Genomic DNA, 14,896 nt, shown 5'->3' with positions numbered 1-14,896 from the left:
TTGGGTCATTGCCGACATCCAACGCCCTGCCTACTCTGACCTCAGCCACCATTCAGGGAAGCCCGCGCATGCAAGGTCCGCTGTCGTCGCTCAAGGTTCTCGATTTCTCCACGCTGTTGCCCGGCCCTTTCGCCTCGCTGTTGCTGGCGGACATGGGGGCGCAGGTGCTGCGGATCGAGTCGCCCACCCGGCTGGACCTTCTGCGTGAGCTGCCGCCCTTCGATCAGGGTGTTTCGGCAAGCCACGCGTATCTCAACCGCAACAAGCGCAGCCTGGCGCTGGACCTCAAGCAGCCCCAGGCGGTGGAGGTCATCAAGCGGCTGGTGGCTGATTACGACATCGTGCTGGAGCAGTTCAGGCCCGGAGTGATGGACCGGCTGGGAATCGGCTATGAGGCGCTCAAGGCGATCAACCCGCGGCTGATCTACGTCGCCATCACCGGTTACGGCCAGACAGGGCCGTATCGCGAGCGTGCAGGCCACGACATCAACTACCTGGCCCTGGCCGGGGTCGCCAGCCATACCGGACGCAAGGACTCAGGCCCTTCGCCTTCGGGTGTACAGGTGGCGGACGTGGCGGGCGGTTCGCTGCATGGCGTGGTCGGCCTGCTCGCGGCCGTGGTTGCACGCCAGCAGACCGGGCAGGGTCAGTATGTGGACGTGAGCATGACCGACTGCGCCTTCAGTCTGAATGCGCTGGCGGGGGCGGGGTATCTGGCGGCCGGTGTCGAACCGCAGCCTGAGGGCCAGATGCTCAATGGCGGCAGCTACTACGACTATTACCGCAGCCGCGACGGGCGCTGGTTTTCCGTGGGCAGCCTGGAGCCGGTGTTCATGCAGGCGCTGTGCACCGCCCTGGAACGGCCCGAGCTGGCCAAGAAAGGGTTATCCGCCGAGGCAACTGACCAGACCTTCATCAAGCAAGCGCTGCAAATGGAATTCGAACGCCGCAGTTTCGATGAACTTCAAGGGCTGTTCTCAACGATAGATGCCTGTGTCGAACCGGTTTTGAGCCTGTCGCAGGCCGTCAGCCATCCTCAGTTGCAGGCCCGCAGAGTGGTAACCCAGGTTCCAAGGCCCGATGGCAGCCTGCAAGCGCAGATGGCCTGCCCGCTGAAGTTCTCGCAAGGGTTGCCCGCGCCACGATTCATCGGTGCGGCGGCAGGCGCGCACAGCGAGCAGGTGCTGCTGGAGGCGGGGTTCGATCAGCAGCAGATCGACGCGATGCGCGATGCGGGCGTCATTCCACCCGCGTCTCACCGCTGAACACCAGGATCTCCCGGCACCTACGGCACAGATAACGCCGCCCTTTGTGCACCAGCTTGTGCCTTTGCGTGGAAAACGCAAAATCGCTCTCGGGGCACGGGCAGCGGTAGATGTAGCGGGTCACGCGGCGACGCTGGATTTCGTAGGTGTGGCAGCGGTTGGGCGGCAGTTCGTACACGCCGCGCATGATCAGTTGCCACTCTTCGCCGTGGGGCGCGATGCTGTCGCCGAACAGTTGATGGGCGACCAGGTGCGCGACTTCGTGGGCCACAGTCTGGCGCAGGAAGTCTTCGCTGTTTTCGCGGTACAGCTGCGGATTGAAGCGCAGCAGGTTTTCGTGCAGGTGCGCGACACCGGCCTTCTGGCCGCGCAGCTTGAGGCTCACGACCGGGCGTTTGAAAGGGCGTTTGAAAAAGTCTTCAGCGAGTTGGTAACAGGATTCGACGCGGGAATTGAGTTGCTCGAGCATGCTTCATCGGTCTCCAGAGGAGGCGAGTATGCCGCAAAGCGAGTGCTGGCCGAAAACTCAAGCTGCCGAATGGTCACGAATCCCACTGCGGACCCCTGTAGGAGCGCGCTTGCCCGCGACGGCGGCGTGTCAGATACGAAGATGTATCAGAAAGACCGCGGTCGCGGGCAAGCGCGCTCCTACAGTGAGGTGTCGCATCAATTGGTGTACTCAGGCCCCACGCCGATGCCCCAGAGCACCACGGTGAACGCCATGATCGCCACCAGCACCACCAGGCCCACCGCCAGCACCGAGCTTGAAAACATGAAGCCTTCGTCCGGGTGGATGTTCATGAACACCGGCAGCCCCACATACAGCAGGTAAACCGTGTAGCAGACGGCCGCCAGGCCCACCATCATGCCCAGCCACATGTGCGGATACAGCGCCGCCAGCCCGCCAAGGAACAGAGGGGTGGCGGTGTAGGTGGCGAACGCCACGCAGCGGGCAAGGCTGGGTGAGGCGTCGTAGGTGCGCGCCATCCAGTGAATGAAACCGCCCATGACGCCGACGCCTGCGAGCATGGCGATGTAGGACATGATCGTCATCCAGATCGCGCTTTCGCTGGTCAGCATGACCGGCGCGCGGCTGCCGATGACCCAGCCGACCTGCGTGGTGCCGATGTAGGCTGAAATGGCCGGTATCGCCGCCAGAACCAGCGTGTGGGTGAGGTACATGTGGCCGATGGTTTCTTCCTTATCGCCACGTATCTGTTGCCATTCCTGATCGGGGTGGGTGAACAACCCCCAAACGTGATGGATCATGCCCGTTACTCCTCGTGGTGGACGCCGTCGCGCCTGACCGGCCATATGCCGCCAGGGCAAGGCCACAATCTCAACAAGGAAAACGGCTGCGACCTCATTTGCCAGTATAGAAAGCTGCAAGCCACGGAAACCGTGGGCTTTAGAGTAATTGGGTCATTCAAGAGGGTTGTTAATAGCCGTTGGCGATCAGCAGCCTGTTTCAGCCGGATGAACGGCATATTTCACGTAGGAGCGCGCTTGCCCGCGATTGCGGTGTGTCTGACACATCTATGTCGCTGACTCACCGCTATCGCGGGCAAGCGCGCTCCTACAGACGGTTGTGCGTTCGAGCGGGCCGGGCATTACCACTGGCAAGGTTTATGCGTAAAATACCGCCCCTTTCCTCAAGTTACAGCGAGCGGACATCAGCGCCATGGGCACCCTTTCAGTCAATCAGAACAAACTGCAGAAGCGTCTGCGCAGGCTCGCAGGCGAAGCGGTGGCCGATTTCAACATGATTGAAGAGGGCGACAAGGTCATGGTCTGCCTGTCCGGCGGCAAGGACAGCTACACCATGCTCGACGTGCTGATGCACCTGCAGAAGGTCGCGCCGATCAAGTTCGACATCGTCGCGGTGAACATGGACCAGAAACAACCTGGCTTCCCCGAGCACGTGCTGCCGGCCTACCTCAAAGAGCTGGGCGTGGAATACCACATCGTCGAGAAAGACACCTACTCGGTGGTCAAGGAACTGATCCCGGAAGGCAAGACCACCTGCTCGCTGTGCTCGCGCCTGCGTCGCGGCACGCTGTACACCTTCGCCGATGAAATCGGCGCGACCAAGATGGCGCTTGGGCACCACCGCGACGACATCGTCGAGACCTTCTTCCTGAACATGTTCTTCAACGGCACCATCAAGGCGATGCCGCCCAAGCTGCGTGCCGACGACGGCCGCAACGTGGTGATCCGCCCGCTGGCGTACTGCGCCGAGAAGGACATCCAGGCCTATTCGGACATGAAGCAGTTCCCGATCATCCCGTGCAACCTCTGCGGTTCCCAGGAGAACCTGCAGCGCCAGGTGGTCAAGGACATGCTTCAGGAGTGGGACCGCAAGACGCCGGGCCGCTCGGAAATGATCTTCCGCAGTTTGCAGAACGTCGTGCCGTCGCAATTGGCCGACCGCAACCTGTTCGACTTCGCCAGCCTGACCATCGACGAAACCGCCGCTTCGCGCTTCGTCAATGTGGTGAATCTCTAACTCGTAGGCACACACAACCCCGTAGCAGCACGGCTTGCCGGCGGGAGCGATCTTGAGGACGCCCCCGCCGGCAAGCCGTGCTGCTACGGGCGGTGTGTCAGATACGAAAATGTGTCTGACCCCCCTCCATCGCGGGCGAGCGCGCTCCTACAGTTGCAACCCGATCGGCCAGGTGTCGGTCAGCTTGTAGCCTTCAGGCCACGGGTCGCTGGGGTCGAGCATGTGCTGGTGGGTGCCGGTGATCCAGGCGCGGCCCGACAGGCTCGGCACGATGGCCTTGCGCCCGGCGATTTCGGTTTCGCTCTGGATCTTGCAATGGAATTCGGAGCCGATGATCGAGCGCCCGATAAACCGGTCGCCCACCTTCAACTGTCCCTTGGCATGCAACACCGCCAAACGCGCCGAGCAGCCAGTTCCGCAGGGTGAGCGGTCGATCTTGCCGGGGCGGATCACCACCGCATTCGCCGCGTTGGCCACGCCGCCGTCGTAATTGACCGGTGCGGCGATCTGGCAGAAGGAAATGTGGTTCCAGTCCTTGTTCTGCGGATGGGTGAAGCCAAGCTGTTCGTTGGCCGCCTTGGTGATCTTGAGGCCCGTCTCGACCAGATCCTTCGCCTCGTCGGCCTTCAGAGAAAAGCCCAGTTTCGTCGAATCGACGATGGCAAAGCTGTCGCCGCCATAGGCCGTGTCGACCTGAATCGAGCCCAGGCCCGGCACTTCGATCCATACATCCAGCTGGTCGGCGAAGGAGGGGTGGTTGTGCACTTCCACGCTCTGCACCTTGCCGTCGCGGCACTGGGCGATGGCCTCGATCAGGCCGCCCGGCGCTTCGAGAATCAGGCGGGTTTCCGGTTCGGTCATGGGCAGGATGCCGCTGTCGAGCAGCACCGTGGCCACGCACAGGGAGTTGGAGCCGGACATGGGCGGCACGTCGGCGGGCTCCATGATGATCCAGCCCATCTGAGCCTTGGGGTTCTTGGGTGGCACCAGCAGGTTGACGTGGCGAAACACCCCGCCGCGCGGTTCGTTGAGCACGAAGTTGCGCAGCACGTTGTCCTTCTCGATCCAGCGCGACTGCTCCCAGATCGTATCGCCCGGCGGCGGCGCGACCCCGCCGACGATGACATCGCCGACTTCGCCTTCGGCATGACAACTGACCACATGAATCACTTTCGATGAGCGCATTGCCAGGAACCCTCCAGTAAAAGGTGATACCGCCCCCGTAGCAGCCCGGCCGGGCGGCGTTCCGCTTGCTGGCGGGAGCGGTCTTGAGGTGGACGGCGACCTTAAGGACGCCCCCGCCGGCAAGCCGTGCTGCTACGGTTGGACTTTGGGTGCTACTTGATCGACTTGAGGAAATCCGCCGTCTCCGGACGTTGCGGGTTGCCTATCACCTGGTCCGGCGAGCCGATTTCATGCACCAGGCCGTTGCGGAAGAACGCCACGCGGTCGGACACATCGCGGGCGAAGCGGATTTCGTGGGTCACCAGGATCATGGTCATGCCGTCCTCGGCCAGCATGCGCATGGTGTCCAGCACTTCGCCCACCAGTTGCGGGTCCAGCGCCGAGGTGGCTTCGTCGAACAGCATGTAGTTGGGTGACATCGCCAGCGCCCGGGCAATCGCCATGCGTTGCTGCTGGCCGCCGGAGAGCTTGCCGGGGAACACCTTGAGCTTGTCGCCCAGGCCCACGTGGGTCAGTTGCTTGACGGCAATCGCCTCGGCTTCCTGCTTGCTCTTGCCCAGCACGGTGCGTGGCGCCAGCATCACGTTTTCCAGCACTGTCAGGTGAGGAAAGGCGTTCCACTGCTGGAACACGATGCCGATCTTCTGCCGCAGTTTGTTGATGTCGGTGCTCTTGGCGTGCACCTCGGTGCCGTCCACGCGGATGCTGCCGCTCTTGATCGACTCAAGGCCGTTGATGCACATCAGCAGCGTCGACTTGCCCGAGCCCGAACCGCCGATGATCGACACCACTTCGCCTTTCTCGACCTGCAGGCTGACGCCCTTGATGACTTCAAGCTCGCCGAATGATTTGTGTACGTTGTCGATCTCAATCATTTTCTTGCCACCTCGTTTCCAGCCGGGCGCCGATACGGGCGATTACCAGACTCATGACGTAATAGATGAGGCCTGCGATGCACAGCACCAGCAGCGGTTCTTGAATGCGCGTGACGATGGTCTGCGAGGCGCGCAGCAGCTCGACGATGCCGATCCACATCACCAGCGCCGTGTCCTTCATCACCGACAACAGCAGGTTGACCCAGCCGGGGAAGGCGACGCGGGTGGCCATCGGCATGACGATCTGGCGCAGATCCTGCCAGTAGCTCAGGCCCAGCGAGCGGCTGGCGCGGCGCAGGTTCAACGGCACCGAGAGCACGCCGCTGCGCACGATTTCCGTGCCGTAGGCGGTCACGTACAGGCCCAGCACGATGCAGGCCACGGTGAAGGCGCTCCAATCCAGGCCCGCGATGCTCTTGAGGGCGTTGAACAGCACGAATTGAATCAGCAGCGGCACACTGCGAAACACATCTAGCACCCAGGCCAGCGGGATGGTGCTGCGCGGCAGGAGGGCCCGGGCCATGCCGCAGATCACGCCGGCAATGGTGCCGATAATCATCGAAATGACAGTTAAAAGGATGGTGACCCAGGCCCCTTGAAGCATGTACTGCAGATCGCCCCAACTGAAAGTGGTCTCGAACATGGTCAACTCCTCAGTACCGGAACAGGCGCCAGGACAGCAGGCGCGCAAGGCCCACGATCAGCTTGGCGATCAGGTAATAGAGCACCGCCGCAATGGCAAAGAACTCGAAGGTACGGAAAGTCATGACGTTGTAGTTCTGCGTCACGCCAGTGAGGTCGTTGTTCAGGCCCACGACCACGCCCATGGAAGTCATCAGCACCGCCCAGACCATCTGGTTGGTCATCGGGTAGAAGACGATGCGCAGCAATTGCGGAATGACGATCAGCCGATAGGCCTGCGGTGCGCTCATGCCCAGGGAGCGGGCTGCGCGCAACTGGGTGTCGGGCACGGCCTTGAGGCCGCCACGGAAGTTTTCTGCCAGGTACCCTGCGTTGTTGATGGTGATCCCGGCCAGCAACGCCACCCAGGAGTTGATGTGGATACCGAAGGAGCCCAGGCCGAAGTACAGGATGTACACCTGGAACAGTGACGGTGTGTTGCGCGCGATGGAAATCCAGGTGGCGGCGAAGCCCTTGAGGATCAGGTTCTTGCCCTGGCGCATGAACACCAGGCACAGCGCGATGATGACCCCCAGGATCATCGACAGCGCAGCGGTTTCGAACGTCACCCAGGCGCCCTGCAGCATGTCCGGCAACGCCTTGAACGCGGCGCGCCATTGGAAGGTGTAATCAAACATGAACGAGCGCCTCTTTTTGTTCTGCAGCGTGTAACCAGACCGGCAGGCGACCGCTGGCAAGGCCGGTGCAGGCACTGTCGACGCATTCGGCAAGGCTTGCGAAATGCACGTTGCGCCCCACCAGGCCCGGTGCGTAGTGGGCGTACTTGCCGGAATTGGTCATCAGCGTTTTCGCCGCTGGCGGAATCACCGGTTCTGCGAGCATGCACCAGCAGGTGTCGGTGACGAACTGCACGCCAAAGGCTTCCAGCGTCGCGACATAGCCGGCCCGTTGCGCACTTTCCAGCGTGGCCCGGCCGCAGGTGATCACCACCGCCACCTTCGAGTGCTTGCGCAGGCCGTGGCATAGCTGGGCGAGGGTTGCGCATTCGCTCACTGAAAAGTGCGGATTGCCCAGGGTCACGGCATCCACTTGCGGGGTTTGCGCGCTGTTGAGTTCACGCCAGCTGTGCAGCAGGTCGATCTCTTCAATGCGCAACGTCTTGGCTGGCGGATGTCCGCCAAGGGCCAGTTCGGCGTTGGTGGCTTCCGGAGTCACGCCTGCGATATGAAACATTGGCGCGGCCGAGGTGGTGGCAAATGCCGCACCGAAGGCCTTCAAGTCATCGAGGGTCGGCGCCCTGTGTTCCAGGCCGCAGACCACCGGGATCTCGGCGCCGCACAGCAGGCCGATGTGGTAGCCCAGCAGCGGGTAGAAACTGTCGTCCAGCTCGGCCATGTAAGGCACGTCGATGCGCAAGGTCGCGTGACGCTGGGGCGCCAGGTGGCAGCCGATTTTCGGTGCGCGGCCGGTGAGGGCGATGCAGATGTCCAGGTAGTCGGGGTACTTCAGCGTCCGCGCGCCGATCACGCTGTTGGCATAGACCACGGCGTTGGATTCGGCCCAGACGATCTGCTCGCCCAGTTGCGGCGCGCTGTCGAGCAGGTAAGGCGCGCAGGTGAAACTGACCTTCGCGCCCATGTCCAGATAGGCGTCCCCCAACTGGCTGGCGGGTTCGCCCAGGGCCGGGTCCACGCCCAGTTCACGCCAGCGGCGTTTGTCCACGGAGATCGAGTTCAGCGTGGTCGGCACCCGTACCCGGGCGCCCCAGTCCACCAGTTGCCGGGCGAAGCGCAGGCTCGCGGGGCCGGTGTAGATGCAGCCGTCGATGTGCGCCTGGGTGATGTCCAGCAACTCGGTCGCGCCTTGCAGCTCGGCCATGCGCAGGATGATGCCCATGGCGACCTGCGCGGCCTTGCCATAGGCGCCATCGAGAAAACCGCGGTCCATCTCGGTCAGGGTGATCCGGCTCTGGATGGCGGTGTTCGAGCGGGTGGGGCTGACGGTTGCGTGCAATTGCGGCGGCAGGCTGTCGAAACAGGTGACGCGGCCGTCTTCGACCCGGGCGAACTGCACATCGCGCAGCGCGGCAAAACCGGCTTCGCCGAGGCTGACGACAGGGATCGAATGGCCAAACATCTGTTCGGCGATCAGCACACCGAGGGTCAGGATGTCTTCGACCCGCTCGAACACCAGCGCCGCCGGGGCGTGGCCGTTGAGGATCAGTTCCAGCAGCACGCTGCTGCCGGTGCATGAGCCGCGCCCGCTGGGAATCGCGAGGACGCAGCCGGTAATGATTTGCCCGCTCAGGGGGTGGTGGCGGTCGATGACCTCACCGGTGAACGGCTCGACCCCGCCCCAGAAGCTGAGGCCGATATCGGCATAGAGCAATGAGCCCTGGGCACTGCCAGCGACCAGGCAACGCCCGTTCAACGAAATTTCAGACATCAAAGGCTCCTGAAAATGAGGGCCAGGTCAGAATCCGATTCCCGTAGGAGCGCGCTTGCCCGCGATGGCGGTGTGTCAGACGCGAAGAGGCGTCAGACACACTTCGGTCGCGGGCAAGCGCGCTCCTGCAGGCGAAGTTGCCTCAACTCAGTAGTAGACGCCCGGTACGGTCAGGCTGGCTGGTGGAATCTCGTCGCCGACCCATTTTTTCCACAGTTCGTCATAGCGGCCGGAGCGCACTTGCTGGTTCACGAACAGATTCAGGTAGTGGATCAGGCCGTACTCGTTGCGCTTGGCCGCCAGGGACACATAGTCGATGACATACGGCGCGTTGCCGGCGACTTTCAGGCCTTTGTACTTGCCGGACTTGATCGATGCGGCGGCCACGGTGTTGGTCACCACGGACGCTTCGATCTGGCCCTGGGCGACGGCCAGGATGGTGTCGTTCTGGGTCTGGTAGGCGCGGAAGCTGCCGCTGCCCCATTTCTTCTGGTCCTTCTCCAGGGCGATGGCTTCATAGGTGCCGCTGGTGTTGCCGACGTTCTTGCCCTTGAGGTCTTCGTACTTGGTGATGCCGGTCTTGTCGGTGGTCAGCACCACCATCTGGAAGGCGAAGTAGGGGATGGTCATGGCCACGGTCTTGGCGCGTTCCAGGGTGTCGGAGGTAGAGGCGACGATCACGTCGGCGCGGCCCGACATCAGCGCGGGAATGCGATCAGGGAACGGGGTTTCCACTACCTCGGCGGTCACGCCCAGCACTTTTGCCAGGTCGTTGCAGTAATCGACGTCGAATCCGACCGGGTTGTTCTTGTCATCGCGCGAGCCCATCGGCGGGAAGTCCAGGGTGACCGCACAACGCAGCTTGCCGGAGCCAATGATGTCATCGAGCTTGTCGGCAAATGCCGTACTGATGAAAGAAGTACTCATTACAGCGAGGAGGGCTACAGCAATGCCATGCTTTTTCATAAGAGCCTCTAATGGTGCAAGTAATGGAACACAGTCGGATAAGTAATTTCGTATACGATATTTTCTAAGCACAGTTTGTGCCTGCTTTGCCACTATAGCTGCAGGACGACGACTCGGCGGGTTTCAAGGTTTTCCCGGGCGGCTGGCGACCGGGCGGTGTTACATAAAGGAGCAAAATGGTGTGCGGTGCTTCATACATGCACGTCTTCTAGTTAGGTGTGTGCCGTGGGTGGCGCTGCGTCAGAGTGGCAGTAAAGCAGGGGGCGGGTCTTGACCGATTTCGCCCTCACGGATGACGAAATCGGCACAGTGCCCGGATTCAGATTTCGCTGGTGGACGCGTTGGGCAGGTGGGTGTACAGCGAGCGGCATACGCTCATGATGTGATGCTCGATCAGTTCGCAGGCTTTCTCGACGTCGCGTTCGGCACAGGCCTTGAGGATGCCGCGATGCTCCTGGTCGGCGCGCTCCTTGCCTTCCTCGAAGCTCATCTGCACCCGCAGGTAGCGCTCGATCTTGTCGTGGATGGAGCGAATCATGTTCAGCAGGAATGGCCGTTGCGCCGCCTCGTAGAGGCAGGTGTGAAAGGCCCAGTTCAACTCGGCCCAGCGGCCGATGTCATCGTCGGCAACGAACTCGTCACAGATGGCCGTGGCCCGGCGGATGTGGGCTGCCGTCAACCTCGGCACGGCCAGGCGAATGGCCTGGACCTCCAGCAACACCCGCACTTCGAAGATCTGCGCCAGCTCAGGCTCCGAGATCCGCGTGACCACCGCGCCCTTGTTGCGATGAAACTGCACCAGGCCCTCGGCCTCCAGACGCTTGAGCGCCTCGCGCACGGGGATTTTGCTGACGTTGAAAATGCGCGCGATGTCGTCCTGGCGAATCGGCTCATCTTCGGCGAACTGGCCGGAAATGATCGACTCGCGCAGGTACCTGGAGATCACCTCGGACGCGGACGGCGCGACGCCGAGGTTGGGGGCGTCGGATAGGAGAAGAGGCACGCGCAAGACTCAGGCAATGAGTGGATGACGGATATTGTATACGACCTTCGATTTGTTACATCTGATGTCGTAAGACTTCGTACGAAAAAAGATCAGTGGTTCACGGTATAGGACAGCATCATCGAAATCTGGCACAGCGGACGGCCGCTTTCGGCGTGCCACTGGTTGAACGCTGCTTGCACTGCCGCCTGATCACGCTGGCTGCTGGGCACCTTGTCGACGATGTTCTGAGCGTTGAGCGCGGCCACGACGTCGTGGCTGGGGATGAATGTGTCCTTGCCGACCATACGCAGAAAGCGCGGCGCGGACAGGCCGCCCATCTGGTTGCCGTGTTTGGCCAGATAGCGCCACAGGCCGACGATATCGGTCACCGGCCACTGGGCGATGAAGTTGCCGAAGCTGCCGTGCTCGTGGGCGATGTCGAGGATCAACTGGGCGTTGCGCGGCACGCTCTTGAGCTTGCCCAGATGGCGGATGATGCGGGCGTCCTGCATCAGGCGCTCCAGATGATCGGCGCCCATGAGCACCACCTTTTCCGGATCGAAGCCGAAGAACACTTGCTCGAACGCCGGCCACTTGGCATCGACCAGACTGTGCTTCAAACCGGCACGAAACACCCGCAGGGCCAGGGTCGACAGGTAGCGGTCGTCACTGATGGCCTTGAGTTGTTTCGGGGAGGCGGGAGTCGGCAGGTGCGCTTCGAGCGCGGCGGCGGAGCCAAAGCGGTTGAGGCAGTATTCATTGAGCCATTTGTAGTCTTGCATGCCCTCTCCAGAACAAAAAAATTGTGCCACACCCCGCCCCTGTAGGAGCGCGCTTGCCCGCGACGGCGGTGTGTCTGAGACAGATCGTGCGTCTGACCCACTGCAATCGCGGGCAAGCGCGCTCCTACACGGCAGCGAGCTTGCGGTTGAGCTGAAACCGCCAGCGCACATACAGCAACGCGCTGGTGAACACCGCCAGGCTCGCCAGCATTTCCAGCACGCCGAACAGCGAGCGCTCGGGGTCGAAAGCAGCCAGAGCGCCTTTGATGAAATACAGGTTCACCACAAAGCAGGTCCAGGCATGCCCGCGAGCGCTGCCGGTCAGCATGCCGGGCGCCAGCAGCAGCAACGGCACCAGCTCGATCGACAGGATCACCCAAGGCCGTGCGCCGTGCACGTCGGCGAAGATCAGGTAATAGATCGCCAATAGCGCGATCAGCCCCAGAAAACACAGCAAGGCGCCAACCCGGCTCCAGCGAACCCGAGGTTCCAGCCATTGCAGCGCGGGCAGCACCTTGGGTTTTCTAGCCACGGGAAGGTTCCAGCGCCCGTGCGGTTTTTGCCAGGCGCTGACCCAGTGCGCGGCACAGCGTGGTTTCGTGCGGGTCCAGCGGGCGCTTGCCGTCCGCGCCGGCGTGGTGGCTGGCGCCGTAGGGGGTGCCGCCGCCGCTGGTCTCGATCAGCGCCGCTTCGCTGTAGGGCAGGCCGGTGATCAGCATGCCGTGGTGCAGCAACGGCAGCAGCATCGACATCAGCGTGGTTTCCTGGCCGCCGTGCAGGCTGGCGGTGGAGGTGAAGACTGCGGCCGGTTTGTCCACCAGCGCGCCGGTCAGCCACAGGCTGCTGGTGCCGTCGAGGAAGTACTTGAGCGGCGCGGCCATGTTGCCGAAACGGGTCGGGCTGCCCAGCGCAAGGCCGGCGCAGTTCTTCAGGTCGTCGAGGGTGGCGTAGAGAGCACCGGTTTCCGGGATGCTCGGGGCAACGGCTTCGCATTCGGTGGAAATCGCCGGCACCGTGCGCAGGCGCGCTTCCATGCCGCCCATCTCGATACCCCGGGCGATCTGCCGGGCCATTTCGCTGGTCGAGCCGTTGCGGCTGTAGAACAGCACCAGAATGTACGGCGCGCTCACGGCAGGATCTCCAGGATTTTTTCCGGCGGACGACCAATCATGGCCCTGTCGCCGGCGATCAGGATCGGGCGCTCGATCAGCTTGGGATGGGCGGTCATGGCGGCGATCAGTTGCTCATCGGTGAGGCTCGCATCGGCCAGGTTCAGCGTCTTGTATTCGTCTTCGCCGGTACGCAGCAGGTCGCGGGCGCCGATGCCCAGCTTGCCCAGCAGCTCACGCAACTGGCCGGCGTCAGGCGGGGTTTCGAGGTAGCGCACGATGGTCGGGGTCAGGCCGCGCGCTTCAAGCAGTTCCAGCGCGCCACGGGATTTTGAGCAGCGAGGGTTGTGATAAAGCGTCAGATCGGTCATTTGCAGTCGCATCTTTCATGAGGTGGCGGCTATTCTACAGCTGTGACGACAAAGGCCAAGATGGGGCCCGGTTACGTTTTCTCTTAAAGGAACAGGCATCATGGCAAGGCGGTTGGCAGCAGCAGTAGCACTTATCGGCAGCATGTTGCTCAGCGGGTGCGGGGTGGATCTGGGCACCGATCAGAACGGCCAGAAAGTGGCCAGTGAGCGGGTCGACAAACATTGGCTGGTGGTCAATTACTGGGCCGAATGGTGTGGCCCGTGTCGCACCGAGATTCCCGAGCTGAACAAGCTGTCCGAGCAGATGAACGGGCAGAAGGTCAGCGTGTTCGGGGTCAACTTCGATAACTTGCAGGGCGACGAGCTGAAAAACGCCAGCAATGCGCTGGGCATCAAGTTCACGGTGCTGGCGAACGATCCAGCCGACCAGTACGACCTGCCCAAGAGCGAAGCGTTGCCGGTGACCTACATCATCGATGACAAGGGCAAGGTGCGTGAGCAGTTGATGGGCGAACAGACCGCAGCCGGCGTGGCGCAGAAGCTGGCGGAGTTGAAGGGCAAGGGTTGAGCGAGCGAGCGGTGGGCTGATGGCCGCCAATGGTAGGAGCGCGCTTGCCCGCGATTGCGCCCTGTCAGACACCTTCTCGTTGTCTGGCACACTGCGGTCGCGGGCAAGCGCGCTCCTACGGGGATTGTCGGTAGCAATCAGCCTTCCTCGGGCCAGAAGCGCAGCGGCAAGCCTTGCGCGGGCCACAGTTCCAGTTGCTGCACGTCTGATACATCCCAATGCTCGACCTTGCCCATGGCTTCCAGGAAGCGGTGTTCCTGGTCCATCAGCGCCGGGGCGCACATTTTTCGGGTGCTGCCCACGGGGCCGAAGCTGATCGAGTCGCCGTCCAGCCGGTAGGACGCAAACCAGTGGTTGCAGCCCGCATTGCCATAGGCGCGACCATCCTCGCCCAGGGTCATGGTCAGGTGACTGTTGTCGATCAGCGGACGTTCGCCGATCCACTCCAGCACATAGCCATGGTCACGCTGGAGCGCGCCGGTATCGCTGGCGCAGCCGGTCAGCAGGGCGGTGGCGAGCAGGGGCAGGGCGAGGCATTTCATGCGGCGTTCTTCGCGCAGGCCGGGCACAGGTGGTTCTCGCCGACGGTTTTCCAGCCCAGTTCCGCGATGCGCGCGGTGGCAGCCGGCTTCAGGGCCTTCTTGCCTTCCTTGCCATCGACCATGAATTCGATGTCCTGCTCCTTGCCGCAGCCGTTGCAGTTGACCTTCCACTGATGGATCGCCAGCTCCGTGAACGCCGGGCCATTGGCGACCGCGACCCATTGGCCGGGCGGGTTGATCAGGTGACGGACCTTTTCCACGTTCAGGCGCATGTAGAGGTCTTTGCTGCCTTTGACGGTGACGAGCAGCACGTCGTCGTGCTTGATCGAGCCGCCGTTGCCGGTCACTTGATAGCGGCCCAGCGCGAGGCTGCGGCATTCGATCAGGGTGTGGTGCGGGGTGAGCATGCTGTAGCGAAAATCGTGTTCGGCCATGGGGGTCTCCAAATAGGCGCGCATGCTAACACTTTAGAAGAGGGATTCCCGCTGTCGGGCGACGGTCTGGCACCTGGCATCTGGCACCTGTAGGAGCGCGCTTGCCCGCGATGGCGGTGTGTCAGGCGCATCCTGGGTATCTGACCCACCGCGGTCGCGGGCAAGCGCGCTCCTACAGGGGTGTACGCTACCCCGTAGCAGCACGGCTTGCCGGCGGGGGC

At 62.5% G+C, this 14,896-nt stretch carries 18 protein-coding genes; 3 read left to right on the top strand and 15 right to left on the bottom strand.

What is annotated here, in order from left to right; translation table 11 throughout:
* Window positions 1–68 precede the first annotated feature (68 nt).
* Complete coding sequence (locus ACIPO9_RS19440; RefSeq protein ID WP_400782856.1) at window positions 69–1,265, top strand: CaiB/BaiF CoA transferase family protein; 1,197 nt, start codon at window positions 69–71, stop codon at window positions 1,263–1,265.
* Here ACIPO9_RS19440 and ACIPO9_RS19435 read toward each other — a convergent pair.
* Window positions 1,240–1,734 carry a SprT family zinc-dependent metalloprotease gene (locus ACIPO9_RS19435; protein ID WP_274134229.1) on the bottom strand — a complete coding sequence of 165 codons (495 nt, stop codon included), beginning with the start codon at window positions 1,732–1,734 and terminating at the stop codon, window positions 1,240–1,242. The genes ACIPO9_RS19440 and ACIPO9_RS19435 overlap by 26 nt on opposite strands.
* 197 nt (window positions 1,735–1,931) lie before the next feature.
* On the bottom strand, window positions 1,932–2,534 hold the full coding sequence (locus ACIPO9_RS19430) for a Yip1 family protein (protein ID WP_274134228.1): 603 nt from the start codon (window positions 2,532–2,534) through the stop codon (window positions 1,932–1,934).
* A gap of 412 nt (window positions 2,535–2,946) precedes the next feature.
* Between ACIPO9_RS19430 and ttcA the strand changes: the two genes are divergently transcribed.
* The gene (ttcA, locus tag ACIPO9_RS19425) at window positions 2,947–3,771 is read left to right on the top strand and encodes a tRNA 2-thiocytidine(32) synthetase TtcA (RefSeq protein WP_274134227.1); all 825 of its coding nucleotides are present in this window, start codon (window positions 2,947–2,949) and stop codon (window positions 3,769–3,771) included.
* Window positions 3,772–3,918: 147 nt separating this feature from the next.
* Here the strand turns inward: ttcA and ACIPO9_RS19420 are convergent, their stop codons facing one another.
* From ACIPO9_RS19420 to arsC, 11 genes are all read right to left on the bottom strand, one after another.
* Entirely contained in the window at window positions 3,919–4,956 is a 1,038-nt protein-coding gene (locus ACIPO9_RS19420; protein WP_274134226.1) for a trans-3-hydroxy-L-proline dehydratase, read from the bottom strand.
* Window positions 4,957–5,108: 152 nt separating this feature from the next.
* Window positions 5,109–5,831, bottom strand: a complete 723-nt coding sequence (locus tag ACIPO9_RS19415; protein WP_274134225.1) for an amino acid ABC transporter ATP-binding protein — start codon at window positions 5,829–5,831, stop codon at window positions 5,109–5,111.
* Window positions 5,824–6,474, bottom strand: coding sequence for an amino acid ABC transporter permease (locus ACIPO9_RS19410; RefSeq protein WP_274134224.1), 651 nt, complete (start codon window positions 6,472–6,474; stop codon window positions 5,824–5,826). Before ACIPO9_RS19410 ends, ACIPO9_RS19415 begins: the two co-directional genes overlap by 8 nt.
* Window positions 6,475–6,484: 10 nt before the next feature.
* Window positions 6,485–7,150, bottom strand: coding sequence for an amino acid ABC transporter permease (locus tag ACIPO9_RS19405; RefSeq protein WP_274134223.1), 666 nt, complete (start codon window positions 7,148–7,150; stop codon window positions 6,485–6,487).
* On the bottom strand, window positions 7,143–8,918 hold the full coding sequence (locus ACIPO9_RS19400) for an aconitase X (protein ID WP_400782853.1): 1,776 nt from the start codon (window positions 8,916–8,918) through the stop codon (window positions 7,143–7,145). Before ACIPO9_RS19400 ends, ACIPO9_RS19405 begins: the two co-directional genes overlap by 8 nt.
* A 147-nt stretch (window positions 8,919–9,065) precedes the next feature.
* Window positions 9,066–9,884: a transporter substrate-binding domain-containing protein gene (locus tag ACIPO9_RS19395; protein ID WP_400604255.1), complete on the bottom strand. Its 819-nt coding sequence runs from the start codon at window positions 9,882–9,884 to the stop codon at window positions 9,066–9,068.
* Between the two features lie 319 nt (window positions 9,885–10,203).
* The gene (locus tag ACIPO9_RS19390) at window positions 10,204–10,887 is read right to left on the bottom strand and encodes a GntR family transcriptional regulator (RefSeq protein ID WP_274134220.1); all 684 of its coding nucleotides are present in this window, start codon (window positions 10,885–10,887) and stop codon (window positions 10,204–10,206) included.
* 92 nt (window positions 10,888–10,979) lie between these two features.
* Window positions 10,980–11,651 (bottom strand): DNA-3-methyladenine glycosylase I, encoded by a 672-nt coding sequence (locus ACIPO9_RS19385; RefSeq protein ID WP_400782851.1) that lies wholly within the window; start codon window positions 11,649–11,651, stop codon window positions 10,980–10,982.
* Window positions 11,652–11,775: 124 nt separating this feature from the next.
* Window positions 11,776–12,183, bottom strand: a complete 408-nt coding sequence (locus ACIPO9_RS19380; RefSeq protein ID WP_400782849.1) for a DUF2069 domain-containing protein — start codon at window positions 12,181–12,183, stop codon at window positions 11,776–11,778.
* Window positions 12,176–12,781, bottom strand: coding sequence for an NAD(P)H:quinone oxidoreductase (gene wrbA, locus ACIPO9_RS19375; protein WP_400604248.1), 606 nt, complete (start codon window positions 12,779–12,781; stop codon window positions 12,176–12,178). The genes ACIPO9_RS19380 and wrbA overlap by 8 nt, the downstream gene beginning before the upstream one ends.
* On the bottom strand, window positions 12,778–13,131 hold the full coding sequence (gene arsC / locus ACIPO9_RS19370; RefSeq protein WP_274134216.1) for an arsenate reductase (glutaredoxin): 354 nt from the start codon (window positions 13,129–13,131) through the stop codon (window positions 12,778–12,780). Before arsC ends, wrbA begins: the two co-directional genes overlap by 4 nt.
* A gap of 100 nt (window positions 13,132–13,231) precedes the next feature.
* Between arsC and ACIPO9_RS19365 the strand changes: the two genes are divergently transcribed.
* Window positions 13,232–13,699, top strand: a complete 468-nt coding sequence (locus ACIPO9_RS19365) for a TlpA disulfide reductase family protein (RefSeq protein ID WP_274134215.1) — start codon at window positions 13,232–13,234, stop codon at window positions 13,697–13,699.
* Window positions 13,700–13,836: 137 nt separating this feature from the next.
* Here the strand turns inward: ACIPO9_RS19365 and ACIPO9_RS19360 are convergent, their stop codons facing one another.
* Both ACIPO9_RS19360 and ACIPO9_RS19355 read right to left on the bottom strand, forming a co-directional pair.
* The gene (locus ACIPO9_RS19360) at window positions 13,837–14,241 is read right to left on the bottom strand and encodes an META domain-containing protein (RefSeq protein WP_274134214.1); all 405 of its coding nucleotides are present in this window, start codon (window positions 14,239–14,241) and stop codon (window positions 13,837–13,839) included.
* Window positions 14,238–14,675, bottom strand: coding sequence for a hypothetical protein (locus ACIPO9_RS19355; RefSeq protein WP_274134213.1), 438 nt, complete (start codon window positions 14,673–14,675; stop codon window positions 14,238–14,240). Before ACIPO9_RS19355 ends, ACIPO9_RS19360 begins: the two co-directional genes overlap by 4 nt.
* Window positions 14,676–14,896 lie beyond the last annotated feature (221 nt).

Origin of the sequence: Pseudomonas sp. NPDC090203 (assembly GCF_044746765.1) — a bacterium.
GTDB classification, from domain to species: Bacteria; Pseudomonadota; Gammaproteobacteria; order Pseudomonadales; family Pseudomonadaceae; genus Aquipseudomonas; species Aquipseudomonas putida_AD.
Note: the sequence above shows the minus strand (reverse complement) of the source record. Positions and strands in the feature narration are given on the sequence as shown.